Origin of the sequence: Paenibacillus sp. PvP094 (genome assembly GCF_040546835.1) — a bacterium.
Lineage (GTDB): Bacteria > Bacillota > Bacilli > Paenibacillales > Paenibacillaceae > Paenibacillus > Paenibacillus illinoisensis.
The window spans coordinates 4,117,628-4,136,231 of sequence record NZ_JBEPOM010000001.1 but is presented as its reverse complement, the minus strand read 5'-3'; the positions used below and the strand labels follow the sequence as shown (position 1 = coordinate 4,136,231).

The window sequence follows — 18,604 nt, the reverse complement described above, 5'->3', positions numbered from 1 at the left end:
TCCTCTCTGTTGATAAATAAAGTCCCATTTCAAAAATAAAACTAACAGCTGCGAAGTAGCCGTTCCGGTAACGAATCGTTCTTCCGATCGCTGTTATCCCCGGATTTTTTTGCATCCCTTTCTCAAGGGGAAAATCCCGGGATAAAGGCGAGCGTTACACTTCTCCAGAATCGATTTCGTCCCCTCCACTACTTTTACACTTATCAAAAACTGATTTTAAGATTGCGCCTTATTTTCTTATTATAATTTGTAAGAAGCATTCGAATACCGATTAATTAACTTGGTTTAATAGGTATGGTCATCATATCAATTGATTTGTCTGTGATCAATGTCATTTTACGACAATTTTATTTTGTCATTTTGTGGTCATCTTACAGGAATAAGTCATCCTGTTCTTGAATATGTACAAAACCCACCTGTATAATAGGGTATATTATATTAACTCACAGATAGATATTGAAATTAAACTTATTTTAAAGAGGTGTTCCTGATGACAGAGAGCATGAAGGAGGACCACCACGAGTTTTTGGATATTATTTTTTTTACTCCGTCCGAATTCGAGAAAGCTGGTGGAGCCTGGCCAATACGAATTGGACGCAATATCGCCAAGAACAATTATCATATCGGCCCTCGTACAACACCTTATCATTACCTGCTGTTTGTCCTCGAGGGAGAGGGTACTTTTATACAGAACGGACAACAGTATCCCCTTAGGGCCCGGGATGCATTCTGTCTGTTTCCGCATGTCACTCATGAGTATTGGACTGATCCCAAGGAGCCGCTCCAGAAGATCTTTATCGCCTTTGATGGTACCCATGCAACCGAACTTCTCTCGCGGCTTGGACTTACGCCAGATGCTCCTCATCGTTCCGGTATACTGACTCCGGAGACGGCTAGTGGAATGCGTGCTTTTATGGAGGAAGTTCGCAGACCTCAGGGGGGAGCAAGTGACCTGGGACGACTCACCCGGTTTCTCGGTCTGTTTGATCGCGTTTCTCGTTCCTCTGCAGCCAAGGGACTTCAGCCGGATGCGGCTATCCCCTGGCTGCAAAAAGGGAAGGAATACATGGATATCCATTTTGCCGGAGGGATCACGGTAGAGGGCGTATCTGCTCATGCGGGGGTGGACCGAACCCATTTTGCCAAACAATTTCGTAAAGCGTACGGGTTGTCTCCGGTGCAATACATCCAGCAGCTCAAAATGGACCAGGCCAAGCGCCTGCTCGTCCAAACCCCTTTGACCTTGACGGAAGTAGCTCATTCGGTCGGTTATCCGGATTTATTTTCCTTCTCCAAAGCGTTCAAAAAACAGGTGGGTCTGCCGCCCAATCGGTACCGGACAAGCGAAAACGGTAAAAGCTGATTGCCAAGTCCAGCGCGGCAAAAAGCAAATAAAAAGAAAAAGGCAAGTCTCCATTCACCGGAAACTTGCCTTTTTGCTGCCCTGCTTTTCCCATACTCCCATTACTTCTCCTCATCACTCTTGCGAGCCAGGGGAAGTCCGTTTTCCTTCGCATACCACGCTTCATAATGATGCACAGCGACTCCAGCAAAGGAGGAATGAGATCCGGCCAGGTCAAACACCCTGGCGATCTCTTCATCCATATTGCTTATGGATTTCCCGAAAAAGGTCAGATGCTCACCCTCATGTGTATCGGCAAGCTCCGCTCCAATCCATACGTCCTTATGCAGTTCATCCGCCTCATCCAGTTCTTCCTTCGACAGGTCGTACATCTGCTGACCACTATCCCGATAAGCCATGATCGCAACGGCATCAAAGTGGGAAATGACCCACCTGCTGAACGTTCCTCCGCCTTCGGTTGCCTGACGCGCATCCAGCCAGAACGGTATGGCTGCACTCATATAGAGTCCCGCATCCTTACCAGCTTTCGTCCAGGCCTTCATGTTGTCACTCCACTCTGCAATGACGCTGTCCTGCTCATTCTCCCAGCGCTGCAGTTGGTAGGGCTCCACATCCAGCTGAATGCCTTCGAAACGCTCATTTTTTGCCGAAGCGGCATTATACGCACGAATGCGCTCAATGAAAGCGAGTCCCTCTTCCTGTTTGTCCTTGTAGGCCCAGTCCGCATGACCATTCAAGGCATGTACCTGGATCTCTGCCTGCCGGGCAGACGCAATGAATTTGCGATACGTATCATCCGATACCTCATCCTGTATCTGCAGGAAAATGACATCAACACCTTGCTCCTTGGAGAAGGAGATGATATCCGGGGTCTGTTCTGCGATGATGGAAGCATCCCACAGCCAGGTCGCTTTTTTCTCCTCTGCCGAAAACCATTTGAACAGCCAGGGCAACAGCAGCAAACAAAAGGTCAGCGCGAGCAGAGCCCATTTTGTCCTCACCGACATCCTGCCCCAGCGAATCATGTTGTTTCTCAGACGAGCAACGCTTCACTTGGTTCCAGCACAGGATGCTGAACCGAGTGTCCAATTTTGTAGATGTGCGGCTGTGTGTATGTCCGGAACGCATTGCGTGTATCCAGAATTGGCACACCCAAATCGGCAATATCGCTGTATGGCAGATCTCTGTGGTTGGTAATCAGCACGATGCAATCATATTTCTTGAATTGCTCCAGGTTGAATGCTTCGCTGTACACCGTATCGTCATGCTTGTCACGGAAGGAATCGGCATATGGATCAAAGTAGCTGACATTCGCTCCGCTTTCCTTGAACAGTTCATATACTTCGAGTCCCGGTGACTCACGCAGGTCTGCAATATTCGGCTTGTACGACATGCCGAGCAGCAGGATGTTGGAGTTCCGAACAGATTTCGCGTACTCGTTCAAAATGGTTGATGTTTTGTTCAGCACATAGTACGGCATGTTGTCATTGGTCGATTGTGCCAGCTCGATAAATTTGCTGTAGAAGCGGAACCCTTTCGCTTTCCAGGACAGATACATTGGATCAAGCGGAATGCAGTGACCGCCGATGCCTGGGCCTGGGTAGAACGGCATGAATCCGAAAGGCTTCGTCGCCGCTGCATCAATGACTTCCCAGATGTCGATGCCCATGCGGTCACACATCATCGCCATTTCATTTACAAACGCAATGTTTACGCTGCGGAACGTATTTTCCAGCAATTTGGACATCTCTGCCACTTTTGGCGAAGATACCGGTACAACCGTTTGTACATACTTGCTATACAGCGCGGTTCCGAGTTTCAGGCAAGCTTCTGTGGTCCCACCGATAACTTTCGGCGTATTGTACGTGGTGAAACGTCCGTTGGACGGATCCACCCGTTCAGGCGAGAAGCAGAGGAAATAATCCTTGCCGGCTTCATGGCCGATTTTGTCCAGCTTTTGCTGAATCAGTTCTTCCGTTGTACCCGGGTAGGTTGTGCTCTCCAGTGTAATCAGCATGCCCGGTTTCATGTGCAGTTTGATCTGATCCACTACAGTCTCAATGTAGGATGTATCCGGATCCTGGTTCTCACTGAGCGGTGTTGGCACGCAAATGCTCAAGGCATCAATGACGCGCAGCATGCTGTAATCCGTTGTAGGCTGGAAGCGGCCTGTTTGCATCACTTTTTTCAATTCCTCGGACGAGATATCGTGAATATAGGAATCCCCATTATAGATACTGTCGACCTTGGACGCATCCAGGTCAATACCGATTACCGTAAAGCCTTGATTCACCATTTCCACGGCAAGTGGAAGTCCTACGTAACCGAGCCCGACCACGCCGAGCACCGCTTCTTTGTTTTCAATGGCATTCAGTAAAGTATGGAATTGTTGATTCTCCATGATATTCCCTCCAGGTTAATGTATTTGTAATGTTCCGTAATTCCGTTTCGGTTGATCATCTTATTAGTGCAGGCAGCGACGAATACGTGCATCCAGCTCCACAGGGGAGAAAGGTTTGGTCATATAATCGTCCACACCGCTGCGGAAGCATTGGCTGATCGTCTGTTCGACACGCTGCTCGGTCAGCACAACAATCTTCGGCGGCTGCTCGACATCCAGGTTCTGAATATGGTGAATGAACGGCAGGCCGTCAATGCCATACAGATTCAATTCGGTCAGCACCAGATCAGGTGACACCTTCTCAATCAATTCAAGTGCAGCCAGTCCATCTACAGCTTCATACGTCTCATAACCTTGCATTTTCAGGCGGAGCTGCAGGAACTCGCGAACCGTCGGATCGTTATCCACGATCAAAATTCTGCCCGGCTCGTCCGCCGTATTGTCCAGCGTGTAGATATGAATCTCCTCAGGGTCAACCAGCTTCGCGGATTCAGCCATGTGCTGAATCGTCGCCTGAGAAGGACGCTCACTATCCTTGAAGCTCGCCAGCGTAATCTGCGGCTCGGCTCCAGGAACCGTCTCCTGCAGCTCATGCTTGATGCGAAGCCCTTCATAGTGGACTTCGTTCAGCGTCAAACCAGGCAGCAGGACCGCAAGCGTCTGGGTTGCCCCATCCTTCCACAGCTGGAAGGCGAATTCACTCGTTTGCTCCAGATAGTTCCTGACCTGCTGCTCCGGCTGGGCCTGTACACCTCCGCAATGGATGAACATTAAGCCGCAAGTTCCGGCACCCGTATCCTTCAATCCCTGTTCTACACTTCGGTACACATTAACGGCAGCTTCACGCTGCAATGTTGCCGTATTAGGCATGTTCTTTTCCACCCTTCTCCCTTGGTTATCTATTCTGTTGCTGCTGTATTGCCAGTCATTGAAATATCGGATGCTGCCCATGACCTTGCACCCTTTGATGGCGACTACAAATTAGGCAGCTTCGGTTCCCTTTTGTTCCTCGGACCAGCTCTGACGTGTCATCGTTCCCCAAGAATTGTTGTTTTGCATGAACTGAATGTGTCCCTGCAATCTCCACAGAACGCCAAGCTGGTGATAGCCCACAAATTTCAGAGCAGAGTAAACCAGCATTTTGACCAGATCCGACAGCTTGTTGTATCTCCGGAACGCAATTTCTTCCAGTATCAGTGCCCCTACGCTCAGCAGATAACCGCTCACGAAGTTCAGCAATCCGAACAGAACAAGAACCGGCCACTGCGTCATATCGAGCAGCACATAACCAACAAGAGCGATCAGACCGGTAATCCGGAAATAAGGGTTGAGCGCTTCAAAAATGACGTTGTATGGCATGGTCAGCATGCCCATCACCTTATATTTCGGGTTGAACAGCATGCCGCGGTTCTCCAGCATGTTCTTCAGATTCCCGCGTCCCCAGCGCTTGCGCTGACTGGACAAGATGCGGTAGGAATCCGGTGCCTGTGTCCAGCAAACGGCCTCAGGACAGAAGGCTACGCGGTATTTCAATTTATTTTCCAGCATATAGCGATGAAGCTTGATGATAATGTTCATGTCTTCTCCGGGATATCCGTCCCTGTATCCGCCAACGGCAATGACAGCATCTTTGCGGAACATACCGAAGGCACCCGACACGATGATCAGTCCATTCATGTGGCTCCAGCCAATCCGTCCACCCAGAAAGGCTTTGAGATACTCAATGGATTGGAACATCGGCCACATTTTGCGCGGCAGGGAGACATCCTGTACCGCTCCGTTTTCGATTTTGCATCCATTTGCTATGCGAACATCTCCGCCAATCGCCACCGTCTCTTCGGGATTCTCCATGTACATGCGGGCCATGCGGATCAGGGCATCCTTCTCCAGCAACGAGTCGGCATCAATGGAAGAAATCAGCGGATAGTGGGACAGGTTGATCCCCGCATTAAGTGAATCTGCCTTTCCGCCATTTTCCTTGTCGATTACGTACAGATCCGGGAATTCCGGATTGTGGTATATCCCGCGAATGGTTTGACAAGGAATTTTGCCACGGATCTTGGTATCAGGTACAGGTTTCAGGCGGTATTCCTTCAGCAGCACCTTCAGGGTACTGTCGCTGGATCCGTCATTCACCACGATGACTTCGTACGTCGGGTAGTTCAGTGTCATCAGACAGTTCACATTTTCAATAATCGTCAATTCCTCGTTGTAAGCCGGCACCAGCAGGGATACCGAAGGCACCAGTTCCGAGCCTGACAATGTATTGTATTTGGAATAATGCGACCGTCTGAAAATGGTCCAGATGTTGCGGAATGATAGCGCCAGAATGGAAAAATAAAGCGCATTTACAGCAACGACATAGTAGATGGCTACCATGCCATAAATCAATAACAGATCCCTAAGCAGTGTAATCCCCTCCTACCGCAGCCACACTGGTGCGTCTCTTCGTTGTTCGGTTACCCGGTACAGGGGCAAAATATTGGTCATAGAGCAGCCTTCTCTTGTTGTGCACAATCATCTGGTCAACCGCTTTGTGATCGGCTCCGGATTGTTTCATCGTGCTCTCGATTTGCTGCATTGCAATTTCACGTTCAGCACCGGTACCTTGTACCGCTGCCTGACATAACGCTTCGAATCCGGGTTCGCCCAGCATGCTCAAGCTCTCTGCACTCGTATAGCGCACTCGCCAGTCTTCGTCACGGAGCGCCTTGCGCAGCAGTGGAATGCTGCCTGCCGCATGCTTCGAACCAAGCGCCTGAACCACTTCTGCCCGTACTTCCGGATCAGCATCCTTCATCAGCTTGAGAATCGTCTCATCCTGAAGTGCCGGACTTGCGCTCAGATACAGCTTCACCGCTTCCGCCCGTACATCCTGATGTTCTGCACCGACCAACCGGTCGAGTGCCGGCATGACTTCAGGTACAGCCTGTCCCCACATGGCAACCAGTCCAACCTTTACAAAATCAGGATTGCGGTCTTCCAGCAGCTCAATCAGAAGTCTGCTTGTATCCAGGCTGGTCTCAAGCAAAATATCTGCAGCCAGATGATGAATCGATTTTCCTTTTGTGAGTAACACCTCAAGCATGTCCTTCAATTCACCCTGACGGGTTGTGCTTCTCGCAATGGAACGTCCAATCATGAATGCCATCGGTCCGGGCTTCTCATCCTTGAGCATTTCCATCAGGCCCGGGACAGCTTCGGGACAGCGCATGCCGCCCAATCGATAAGCTGCATCGATCTGCCGGCCATAACGCAATCGGCCCAGTTCTTTCAGATCATGTTCTACAAATCCTGCTTCGCGGCAGAGTGCAATCAATTTGTCCCGGTACTCCCCTTTGAATTGATCAATCCACTCAATAAGCTTGCTCTGAATCACCTGTCGTTCAACCGGAGCCAGCTTGCCTGGAGGCAATCTCAGCGGACGACCTTCAGTCAGTGCCGTTTGCAGATACGTGAAGTAATCTCGCTGCTTTTGTTTGTAGAATTCAATCTTGCGCCGTTTGCCGTTATGGGACACTTTCATGGCAAACAGCAGGATCACACCCAGAGCGACGAGCGCTATACAGATGTATAAAAATAGATAGGCCAAAGCCAAACTCGAAAACATGTGAAAAGGTCCTCCTTTATACTCATTTAATTCATCTGAGAACTTGGAATTTGTTCAAAGACTTTCTTCATTTCTTCGTAACTCAGCTTCAGTCGTTCACTGTATTTCACCTGCTCCCACGGCTGCCAGCTATACACAGGCAGGGTTTTCAAATCCAGCGTGGTCTGATCACCTGCAGGCCAGGTCACGTTGCCCGTCGATCGATCCATTAACCATGGAACCAGCGTTATACCTTCAGTCGTCACCGTCTTAAACGCCCGACCTTCCTGCAGGGGTCCATAATCGATCACTTGCAGTGAACTTGGGTCACCAAACCCAAGCAGCATCCAGGGAATTCGCATCTCCACCTGATTGCCGTCATACTGCCAGGTCGTCAATGAATCCGTGTCGGACTGTCCGGGAGCCGTTGTTCCCCGCTTCAGGATACCCACCTTCTCATTCATAAACGGATGAGCGGACCGGGTATCCGGTGGCGTCATCCTCAGGCTGACTGCCAAATTCCATGGATGGAAGGGATCAGCGGCATTAGCTTGCTTGTCCGGCAGCATATCGTATCCTTCCTTGCCGTACAGACGCTGGTTAAAATCATAATCCTTGGCGATCTCTACCTGGGATTCATCATCCTGTCCCAGCGTGATGACCGTTTCGAGACCATCACTTAGCGTTCGTTCCGGAAGCCGCTCGCCAGGCTGATTGCCGCCCGCCAGTGTATCCGTCCCTATGCGGAGCACCGTTTGATCTGGATCATACGGCTGGTCCAGTGTCATCCCAATGTACAGGTAGGCCTCGTCGTGGGTCAGCTTCATTTCCTGAATGCCGTCCACTTTTCCCTGCCATACCGTAACCTCTTCTTCGTTCAGCGCAGCCCAGTCATCCAGTTTCCCGTCGATGGTCAGCTGTTCCTGTTTGCCGGGGTCCATGGCGAGCAGACCGAACATTTTCTCGTTGGTCAGCACGTTTAGCCAGTAGGCCCGCCGATCAGCAGGAATTTCAAAAGGCATCGTGTTCCAGGTTTTCTTGAACCATTCATCCTGCCACATGAACAGAATCGCTCCCGCATACCCTTCGTCATAGATATCCTGAGTTAGTGAAGCGTCAATGGCTCCTTGTTCGGCCTCGTTATGTCCGCCCTGATCCCTTCCCCCCATGCCTAGATGAGAAATCCCCAGGGAAGAAGGTACACCATACTCTGTTACCATTACAGGCATATCGGAATACTCGGCTTTTAGCTTGCGTAGATAGCTTTTGTACGTGTTGTACTCGCCGTTTGCATCCTTGATCGTTTGAAGGGTCTGGTCCGTATGGAATAAGTCCGGATAATAGGGATATACATGATATGCTGCAAAATATCCTCCCTGCCAATCCTCCGGCTGAATATGCCGGGCATCCACACTGACGAGATCCTCCTCATACAATGGCTCGCCTGGATGTTCCAGCACATCGGTTGTCACCCAATTGGTGAACGTCATCGGATGTTCCCATCCATACTTCTTCTCCAGAACGGCTGTGTAGTCGAGCAGCTCGGCTAACCAGTTCTCGAAAGGCGAAGCATCTGCAGTCCCGGAAAAATGAACGCCCTTGTATTGCGGAACATCGGGATGTTTTTCATTCGTGTTGTCTACCATCGTGGGATCCCACTCGGTGCCAACATGCCAAGCCATCAGATATTTACCGGCATTCTTTTTGTACTTGCCGCTGGAGGCTCCGGCCTTTTCGGGAATATCCGCGTCCCCATATACCGCCGTTACCACTTTTTCAATCTCCTGCTTGAACGTCTGTTCAATATGATCAGCATAAGCGTCCTGCTTCTCAATCAACTCTTCTTCCGGCGACCATATACCCTGTATAAAATATAACGGCTGCTCCCGGCCACGGTTATAATCGACCAATGCTGAGTAAAAAATCGGTTCGTGGACCGTATACACCCGTATGACATTGGCCCCCATCTCCTGAATCTGCTGGAACCACCTTAGGTAATCCTCTTCGGTCAGGGGAAATTCTCCCGGATAATATCCCGGCGAAGTTGCACCCAGGTTGACGCCCTTAACGAACATCTCCCTCCATGTTCCATCGGGCCCGTATTCCATGAACCGGTCTCCCTGGGTCTTGAATTTCATCTCCGTGCCATTCTCGGCTGTGTAGGTAACGAGCTGGGGCTGCATGTAGTGCCAACCGGCCAATATTCCACCGGTCAGTACAACCGCTCCCGTCAACATCGTTAACATCCAGCGCTTTCTTCTTCGTCTGCTCATGGCTCCTGATTGCTCACCTCTCTATTATGCATCCTGCCTGTTTTCGTCTGAATCTGAAATTAAAGCTAACAGACATGCAGCCATTCATACTGCTTGGATGTCCGCTCCGGGTAGAGATGCCAGCGGTGTGTTCTCACTATAGCGCCAATACTCTGCATTTGTAACTAGGCTGATGGAAGCAAACGTGGAATGCAACATTCTGCCCATAATTCGTAAAAACGGCCATGAACTAGCATGAAAAGTTTGCCTAGCTTCTCTTCTTCACGAATGCCATTTTGACATTGATAAAACCACATTCCGAACTCTCTAACCTGTTGCAGTTCTCTACCCGTTAAAGTTATATGCAACGCGGTATGCAGCAGCTGTTTCGGCTTGAACACTTACCCCTTTAAACGCAAGTCATTTGTTAAAGTTGCGGACGTTTTTACAGTATTAACCATAAAGATTACAAAATTGATACTATAGTCCGATAACGCATCAGTGAAAACCCGCGGCCTGACAAGGTTTTCTGAAAAGTGCAGAAAAGCAAAAAAGGACATCAGTCCCCCCTTATAGGACTGTGCCCATTTATATTACTTTTACAAAAAACGAAATGAACACCCGGGTCATCACCCTGAAGTCACGAATCTCTTACATCAAATGTAAAAAAGCACATCTTATTTCCTAAATTCTGACTCTATTATTTGGATTCCATAATTGTGTCCAATTTGCAAAAAAATTCCGGTTGCCGCTTTAGAACATTCGGGATATGCTTATAAAACAGGAACACATGTTCCAAACTGTAAATAAAATGTAAAAAACATACGGCTGAATAGTTCTGTCTGTTCGTGAACAGCCGAATCATGGAATAAAGGAGAGACCTGTTATGTCCCGCAAAGATGGACGCGTCATTATGCTGGCAGACTGCCAGTCATTTTATGCCAGTGTGGAGAAATCGGCACATCCCGAATACAAAGACCGTCCCCTTGTCGTAGCGGGAGATCCAGCGCGCCGTTCAGGCATCATCCTTGCGGCCTGCCCTATTGCCAAATCTTATGGAATTACGACGGCTGAGCGACTGGGTGAAGCCCTTGCCAAATGCCCGGACGTTGTCGTCGTTCGTCCCCGGATGGCAGAATACATTCGCGTGTCACTGCACATCACCCGGATTCTTCAGTCCTTCACTGACCGTGTTGAGCCCTACAGTATTGATGAGCAGTTTCTCGATGTCACCGGAAGCCTGGAGCTGTTCGGCAGCCCGGAGACTATTGCTCGCAGCATTCAATCCAGGGTCATGGAGGAGACGGGCGTATACATTCGGATTGGCATCAGTGATACCAAAGTGGTGAGCAAAATGGCCTGTGACTTATATGCCAAAAAAGTCCCCGGAGGCATCTGTGTACTGAATCGTAAGGACATGGAGAAAACAATCTGGACCAAACCTGTCCGAGAGATGTTCATGGTCGGTTCACGGATGGGGAAACATCTCTATAACATGGGTATTCACACCATTGGTGATTTGGCACGGACGCCTCTGACCAGACTGAGGGAACGTTGGGGAGTTAATGGTGAAGTAATATGGCGAATTGCCCGTGGTATGGACGATTCACCTGTGAAACCCGGGACATACACACATCAGCAGCAGGGCATTGGACATCAGATGACGCTTCCCAGAGATTATGAGTCCTGGGAAGAGATCAAGGTTGTCCTGCTTGAGCTGGCAGAACTCGTCTGTCGACGCTCCCGGGACAAATCACTAATGGGTAACGTGGTCTCCGTGGGATGCCGCGGGCAGGATTACGACCGCCCAACTGGCTTCTCGCGCCAGATGAAGGTAAACGAGCCAACCAACATCACGGATGAAGTCTATGATGCGGCCGCGGTGCTCTTCCTTCGTCATTGGGACGGATTACCCATCCGCCGCATCAGCATCTCACTGACCGGGCTGGTGCCTGATTCCGAAGTACAGCTGTCCTGGTTCGATGATCGTGAACGCAAAAGAGAACTGGAACGTGCCACAGATGACATCAAGCGCAAGTTCGGAGACACCGCCATCATGCGGGCTTCCTCGCTCTGCTCGTCTGCACAGGCACAGGACCGTTCCCATAAAATCGGAGGTCATTACAAATGAGTAAAAAACTACAGCAAAACGGACTCTTTGAGTCTTCGCGCATGATGCTTCCCGAGCACCGGGAAGCTTACATTCTTCATCAGGAACAGCTTGCTCCCCGGACCCGTCCATCACTGGATGCTCAGGCAGCGGAAGAAATGTCCCGTTTGCTCAGCAATTCAATGATGCTTGGAGATGCGGTGACCATCACCCTGTTCCATGAACATGACGATATCCGGTTTACTGGACAGGTACTGAAGCTGGACCCCGCTGTTCGTACTCTCAGGCTGTTGACATCAAGCGGGACCCGGGACGTTCAGATGAATCTGATTACCAATGTGACACTGGCGAAAGAATGACGCAGCAGATAGCACGTTCCAACGTTCAAGTTTATATCGGCAATAGGAACTATTCACTTTACCCACTCTCATTAGCGAATATTCCGCGATAGCTGCAGCCAAATTTATGCATGCAGGACCGTTTTCCTACACTCCAATATGGCCCTCTCAGGCATCCAAACACCCATTATCCCCGAAGCTGCCTTCGGCCCAAAGAAGCAAAATGACCGATATGTGATTCATCGGCCATTTTGGTGGGTATATGGGGAAATCTTTAGAAAAGACTCCAGTCAAATTCCTTGGAAAGGCGCTCCAGTAAATGCACGCCCGCAATGCTGTTCCCTTTTCGATTCAGTGCCGGTCCTACAAGACCAATGCCAAACTGGCCAGGAACAAGGGTGATAATTCCGCCGGATACTCCGCTCTTGGCAGGCAGCCCGACTTCAATGGCAAATTCGCCCGATGCGTTATACATACCGCAGGTCGTCATGAAGGTTTTGGCAATCTGTACATAACGGCGTGGAATGAGCTCATTTCCTGTAATCGGATCTGTGCCATCATGAGCAAGCACCAGAGCCATACGCGCCAGATCCGCACAAGTCACCTCGATCGAACAGTGGCGGAAATAGACACAGAGCACATCTTCCACATCTTCCTTGATCACACCATTATGCTTCAAAAAGTAAGCCAGCGAACGGTTCAAGTGACCTGTCTCCGATTCGGACCGGAAGACCTCTTCGTTATAGTCCAGCCGATCATTGTTCGCGAGCTTGCGGAAAAACTCCAGAATTCGCCGTGACTTCTCTTCCTTGCAGTCTCCCGCGACCAGGGAGGAGACCGTTATGGCTCCTGCATTGATCAGCGGGTTAAACGGGATACCCGGTTCAACCAGTTCAAGCTTGATCATCGAATTGTAATCGTCACCAGTAGGTTCTTTTCCTACATTAAAGAAAACCGCTTCTTCCCCATGATCCATCAGGGCGAGAATTAGTGTGAACACTTTGGAGATGCTCTGCATCGTAAAGGGTACACCGCAATCTCCGGCAGATACATGATTGCCTTCGGCGTCCATAATATGTATGCCCAGCTCATCCTGTGAAGCCTTGACCAGCTCCGGGATATAGGAAGCTACCTTTCCCTGCCCTGTATGCAGACGACTGGTCTCCAGCCATTCCGGCAGCAATTCGTTCAGACGCTCCATTACCGTATTGCTCATCTCTATCCCCTCCATATCTTTGTGCAGCATCCTGCATTATTCCCGGTCGGGTATGAGCTCTATTGCCAGGTATAAGCAGAATGTGTATATATCATTACCCTTCTGGCTTAATCGGTTACCGACGTACTTGAAGGTTTAATTCCAGAATCTCGCCGGGGAGTCCTTCCATATCGCCTGTCCATGTCGATACAAAGTTCTGTCTGGTTAATATTCGACGGGATGCCACGTTGGATGGGTCAATGATCGCATAGAGCACACCAATTCCCGCCGCCTGTGCTTTTAAAATGAGACGCGACGCAATGGACGTGCCATGACCTTGGCCCCAGTATTCAGGCAAAACCATATAGCCCATCTCCGCTCGGGAAGAATCGGATTCATCCGGAATGAGTTTGGCGTAAGCCAGCCCAGCTCCGTCTGCACCTGATACCCGGTAATATCCGCAACTGGAGCTCAGATTATAATCAAGCATGGACCGGAATTGGGTCTTCGCCTCCTTCTCCGGGAGAGTACGTTCCGTAATTTGTTTCATGACTTCCATATTGGAAACCAGAGCATAATAGTCTGCAAAGTCAGGTTCAGCATATTTAACGAAGTTCATCAAAATCCTCCTCCAGCTCCGAACAGATGTTGTTGTCCTTTAATTCACCTAGAGTATAGCAGAAGCACAGGATACAATGCACGCTGCCCCCAATTGATCCAGTACCAACCAGTAGTTTTTGCCTATCCCTATTGAAAAAAGCGGCCTCCGCAGAGACCGCCATCATTTATTTAACATAGAACATTAAATTATAACGATATTCAAAAATTCGAATTCACTCAGCTTGCCCGGGATGAAGGTTTGAGACTCATTTGGCCTTCATGCTGACGTGTACGACGATTTTGACCCGGAGGTGTAATCATCAAGGCAAGCAGCAGGGAAACAGCACAGAGTATGGCAATAACGATAAACGTCAGATGGAATCCGCCCAGCAGGGCACTGATAAAGGATCCAGCCAAGGCTCCAATGCCAAATCCCTGATAGATGACGCCATAGTTTTTGCTCTGATTTTTCAATCCAAAATAATCCGCGACAATCGCCGGAAATACGGTAATGTTACCACCGAAACAAAACGCTACTGCAGCCACGCAGGCGAAGAACACACCATAGGTCAGCGGAACGAGGCTTAGTGTCATGACGGCGGCTGCCGTAACCAGCAGTGCTCCGGCAATCACTTTCATCCGGCCTACTTTGTCCGACAAGGCCCCCAGAATGATACGCCCTGCTGTATTGAAGATCGCAACCATCGCAACGGCATTCGCAGCAGTAGCCACGTCAAGACCTGCAAGCTGCACGCCGATGTCTTTGACGATACCGATCAGATACAATCCGCTCATACAAGCCGTGAAGAAGATAACGAACAGCATATACGCTTCTTTCGTGCGAAGCATTTCTTTTACCGTGTACTGATGACGAATAACTTCTTCCTGCTTCGCCCCTTCAGTCTTGCTAACGGGAGCCTGTTCACGAACTATGGCTTCACGAATCAGGAAAGATCCGGCCACAACCAGGACCAGGACGATGATACCCCAGTACATAAATGCCTGAGCAGGTCCTACAGCACCAATCAATGCCGAGTTCACATATTTAAACAACAAACTGCCTGTACCAAAAGCACCAACGGAAATACCCGAGATGAGACCTTTGCGTTCCGGGAACCATTTGATCAAGTTGGATAACGACGTAATATAAGCGGTCCCGTCTGCAAATCCAACTACGAATCCTGCCAAAATGTAGAGCAGTGTTAATGAAGTGACCTGAGAACTGAGCACCAGTCCCAGACCAAGGACAATCCCCGCAACACGGATCAGGCGCTGTAGTCCCCACCGTTCCTGCAGACGGCCTGCAAACAGCGTAGCAAATGCGAGTGCAAAACTTGTGATCGAAAAAGTTATCGCGACCGAGCTGACGTCCCATCCGAAACGGTCAGACAGCGGTTGATTAAATAAACTCCAGGTGTAGATGGTTCCAAGCCCCATTTGTACAATGATTGTTCCCAGTACAATAAGCCAGCGATTCATTTTTATGGATGCCGATGCTGAATTAGGTGCTGATGAAATAGCTGCTTTCATCGTGATCTCCCCTTTGCCGATGTCATGTCTGAGCACACTGTCCATCATTTGGTGAATGACAATGCTGCTTTGAATGCGTTCACAAGCTAATCATACATGAAAGGGGATTCATAACACCGATTTAAGCATGAGTTGCATCAGAGACGGAATGAAATGCCTCTATATGCGCATGAGCTGCCTGAATTCCTTGACCTTGCCCCGGCTAACCGGCACTTCCGCTTCCAGATCGCGCAGACGGAGCAGATAGGTATTGTTAAACCAGGGTACAATTTCACGAATTTGAGACAGATTGACCAGGTAAGAACGGTGACAGCGGAAAAAGGACTCCTGAGGCAGTCGGCCATGAAAATCCGAAATGCTCACTGGCATCGTAAACTCACCATTTTTGGTATACACCTTCGTTACTTTCTCTTGTGCTTCCGCATAATAAATGTCGGCTGTATCCGTTACGATAATGTTATCGTTTCGCAGCAGATTAATTCGTATTCCACTTCCGGCGACAGATGCTTTTGGCGGTGATCCTTGTACGGAAGTGTCATCCGTCACTTGAGCCTGCCCATGTTCAACCAATCCCTCTCCCGCATGATCACGTTTGAAGGCATTCTCCAGCTTGAGCAGCATGGCTGCAATTCGTTTCTCATCATAAGGCTTCAGAATGTAGTCAAAGGCTTCCAGCTCGAATGCTTCTGCTGCATGCTCCTTGTACGCAGTCGTAAAGACGATATAAGGCTTACTGGCGAACTTCCCGATATGATGGGCCAGCATCATGCCGTCCAGAGATGGAATGTTAATATCGAGAAAAATAACGTCCACTTCCTGCTCCTGCAGAAATTTTAGTACATCCAGTCCATCTTCCAGGCAGGCAACCACTTCAATCTCACTATGTTCCTGAATCAAATAATTCAATTCTTCACTTGCAGGAATTTCATCTTCCACTATAAGGGCTCTCATAGACCAATCACCTTGTAACGACATCTCCTTTGGGTACGTCAAAAATAATATCAGTTCCTTGCTCCAGCCGCGTAATGGTTACACCTTGTCCATAAATGAGCTTCACCCGCCGATGAACATTATATAGACCAATCTGATTCCCCGGCATTCGGTCATGATAGACCTTCTCAATGATATCGGGGTTGATACCAGCACCGGTGTCACTAACTCCTATTCGTACAAAATCAGGGTAATCCTGTACCCGAATCCGCACCGTTCCAGGACCTTTGACCTTGAGGACACCATGAATGATGGCATTTTCAACAAGTGGCTGAATGACCAGACTTGGAATATGCACCGCCACTTCATCAATCTCATAGATCACGTTAAGCCTGCTGCCATAACGAGCTTTCTCAATTTCCACATAATTGCGCACCTGCTCCAGCTCCTTATGGATATCGATCAGCTCATCCGACAGCTCCAGATTGTAGCGCATATAACCCGACAAATTCACAATCAGCTCCCGTGCCCGGTCAGGCTTCGTTCGAATCGAAGAAGCAATCGCGTTCAGCGCATTGAAGAGAAAATGAGGATGAATGGTCGTCTGCAACGCCCGCAGTTCCGCTTTGTTGGCGGCTGCCTTAATCTCTTCGACCCGGGATACTTCCATCTGAGTCGAGATAATCTGGGATAGTCCCACAGCCATCGTTTGCAGGGGATACGTAATTTTATAAGCTTTACGGTAATAAATCTTCAGGGCTCCCGTGACTTCGCTCCGCTCCTTGAGCGGAATAATCAGCAGGGAATGAATATCCGGTGTTTTCTCATCCGTCACATCATTACTGATCGTAATCTCTCCGCTGGAGATCGTCTGCTTCGTCATCTCGCTAATAATCTCATTGCCAATGTGATATCGTTCTTCCCCGAACCCGACATAGGCCAGTACATTGCGAGTATCCGTAATGGCAACAGCGTCAGCCTGGATATCCTCCTGAATAATGCGACAGATGGTCCGCAGGGAGTCCTCATCAATGGAGCGGAAGTAGGGCAGCGTTTTGTTCGCAATTTCCAAGGCCAGCTTGGCCTGGCGTGCTGCGATCATTTCCTTCTCCCCTTCTACACTCTGCACCAGCAGTACGATCAGTCCAATATTGACCTCACCCAGAATCATGGGCAATGCAATCTTGGATACAATGTCCGCACCGAGCGGGTCCGGATAGGAATATAACAGAATCAGCAGCATCGTAAGTGCTTCACAGATCATCCCGGCCGCAATACCAACCATCCACCGCTTCGACTTGGGAGTGTATTTGTGAATGTAACCCGACACCAGACCAGCAATGATACTCGTTATGAGACACGGAACGGCTGTAATCCCATCCATATCAATCAAATACCGGTGCACTCCCGATACGATCCCCGTAATAATGCCTACAGGTGCTCCAAACAAAATACCACCTGACAAAATGGCGATAATCCGCACATTCACCAGTGACCCTTCCACATTGATCCCGGTATAGGTGCCAAAGATCGCAAAAGCACAGAATAACAGCGTCACGGCCACATACTCCTGCGGCCTTAGTTTTCCCTTCTGCAAAATCTGTCTAAAACGAGGTACCCTCGATAAAAAGAATAAAAAGATAATTAGCAGCGCCGCCCGCTCAAATAAACCCAGCAGCATCGTAAACATTTCCATGAAGCCCGCTTCCTCCAAATCCATCAAAAATCAGCCTTATGCCATATGCCTTAATATTGCGTCTCCGATTTTCGTTCCATTTTACATGATCCTATGAATGCTCATTTTGCGTTCATCCCTTTTTTGCTCGTATGCACCAGTTTACCGCTCTGCCAAGGAGAAAGCAAAGTCATCAGGTGGAAATGAGAAGCAAAAGGTTGCAGTAGAGAGTCAATTGCTCCATTCAGACTGACTTTAAGGAATCTGTTACACCTTATTACGAGAATTAGAATGGAGTGAAAACTTTAACGAACCTATGCGACGCTATATAAGTAAAAAACTGCAATCACCCTCGCGAAATGATGAAATAACAGCTCTACGATTCCTTACGACACCGAACCTGATAAATATACCCGAATAGCGTGCGTTCAGTTCGCTACAACTCTTTTAGCTTTTTGTGAAACCTGTCCTTATCATGCATCACAGACGCTTGTCTGATGTCTAACATCAAAAAAGGCAGTCCATAAGTCATTTTCCTGACTTATGAACTGCCCCGCTCTTTAACCAACCTACACCCTCGGTGTAGGTTGAGTCTTTTTAAAATAAACAGATCATTCACAC

Annotated in this window: 14 protein-coding genes; 3 read left to right on the top strand and 11 right to left on the bottom strand. The window is 49.0% G+C overall.

The window, feature by feature from the left end; all coding sequences use genetic code 11:
• Window positions 1-490: 490 nt before the first annotated feature.
• Window positions 491-1,363: a helix-turn-helix transcriptional regulator gene (locus tag ABIC22_RS19000; RefSeq protein ID WP_354483078.1), complete on the top strand. Its 873-nt coding sequence runs from the start codon at window positions 491-493 to the stop codon at window positions 1,361-1,363.
• A 101-nt stretch (window positions 1,364-1,464) separates the two neighbouring features.
• On the opposite strand, the gene ABIC22_RS18995 is transcribed toward ABIC22_RS19000, so the two are convergent.
• The 6 genes from ABIC22_RS18995 to ABIC22_RS18970 form a co-directional block, all read right to left on the bottom strand.
• The gene (locus ABIC22_RS18995; RefSeq protein ID WP_354483075.1) at window positions 1,465-2,370 is read right to left on the bottom strand and encodes a hypothetical protein; all 906 of its coding nucleotides are present in this window, start codon (window positions 2,368-2,370) and stop codon (window positions 1,465-1,467) included.
• A gap of 26 nt (window positions 2,371-2,396) precedes the next feature.
• A complete protein-coding gene (locus ABIC22_RS18990) occupies window positions 2,397-3,764 on the bottom strand; it encodes a nucleotide sugar dehydrogenase (protein ID WP_127537886.1) in 1,368 nt (455 codons plus the stop codon).
• Between the two features lie 63 nt (window positions 3,765-3,827).
• Window positions 3,828-4,634, bottom strand: a complete 807-nt coding sequence (locus ABIC22_RS18985) for a response regulator transcription factor (RefSeq protein WP_127537885.1) — start codon at window positions 4,632-4,634, stop codon at window positions 3,828-3,830.
• Between the two features lie 111 nt (window positions 4,635-4,745).
• Entirely contained in the window at window positions 4,746-6,143 is a 1,398-nt protein-coding gene (locus ABIC22_RS18980; RefSeq protein WP_354486025.1) for a glycosyltransferase family 2 protein, read from the bottom strand.
• Window positions 6,144-6,165: 22 nt separating this feature from the next.
• A complete protein-coding gene (locus tag ABIC22_RS18975) occupies window positions 6,166-7,374 on the bottom strand; it encodes a HEAT repeat domain-containing protein (protein WP_154895440.1) in 1,209 nt (402 codons plus the stop codon).
• Window positions 7,375-7,400: 26 nt separating this feature from the next.
• A complete protein-coding gene (locus ABIC22_RS18970; protein ID WP_354483070.1) occupies window positions 7,401-9,626 on the bottom strand; it encodes a hypothetical protein in 2,226 nt (741 codons plus the stop codon).
• Window positions 9,627-10,491: 865 nt separating this feature from the next.
• Between ABIC22_RS18970 and ABIC22_RS18965 the strand changes: the two genes are divergently transcribed.
• The gene (locus tag ABIC22_RS18965) at window positions 10,492-11,736 is read left to right on the top strand and encodes a DNA polymerase IV (RefSeq protein ID WP_354483067.1); all 1,245 of its coding nucleotides are present in this window, start codon (window positions 10,492-10,494) and stop codon (window positions 11,734-11,736) included.
• Window positions 11,733-12,074: a YolD-like family protein gene (locus tag ABIC22_RS18960; protein ID WP_354483065.1), complete on the top strand. Its 342-nt coding sequence runs from the start codon at window positions 11,733-11,735 to the stop codon at window positions 12,072-12,074. The genes ABIC22_RS18965 and ABIC22_RS18960 overlap by 4 nt, the downstream gene beginning before the upstream one ends.
• A 253-nt stretch (window positions 12,075-12,327) precedes the next feature.
• On the opposite strand, the gene glsA is transcribed toward ABIC22_RS18960, so the two are convergent.
• From glsA to ABIC22_RS18935, 5 genes are all read right to left on the bottom strand, one after another.
• Window positions 12,328-13,269, bottom strand: coding sequence for a glutaminase A (gene glsA / locus ABIC22_RS18955; protein WP_110759196.1), 942 nt, complete (start codon window positions 13,267-13,269; stop codon window positions 12,328-12,330).
• A gap of 115 nt (window positions 13,270-13,384) precedes the next feature.
• Window positions 13,385-13,867, bottom strand: a complete 483-nt coding sequence (locus ABIC22_RS18950; protein WP_354483063.1) for a GNAT family N-acetyltransferase — start codon at window positions 13,865-13,867, stop codon at window positions 13,385-13,387.
• Between the two features lie 218 nt (window positions 13,868-14,085).
• Window positions 14,086-15,378, bottom strand: a complete 1,293-nt coding sequence (locus ABIC22_RS18945; RefSeq protein ID WP_354483061.1) for an L-lactate MFS transporter — start codon at window positions 15,376-15,378, stop codon at window positions 14,086-14,088.
• Between the two features lie 159 nt (window positions 15,379-15,537).
• A complete protein-coding gene (locus ABIC22_RS18940) occupies window positions 15,538-16,329 on the bottom strand; it encodes a LytR/AlgR family response regulator transcription factor (protein ID WP_127537878.1) in 792 nt (263 codons plus the stop codon).
• 7 nt (window positions 16,330-16,336) lie between these two features.
• Window positions 16,337-18,004 (bottom strand): LytS/YhcK type 5TM receptor domain-containing protein, encoded by a 1,668-nt coding sequence (locus tag ABIC22_RS18935; protein ID WP_354483059.1) that lies wholly within the window; start codon window positions 18,002-18,004, stop codon window positions 16,337-16,339.
• Window positions 18,005-18,604: the final 600 nt, after the last annotated feature.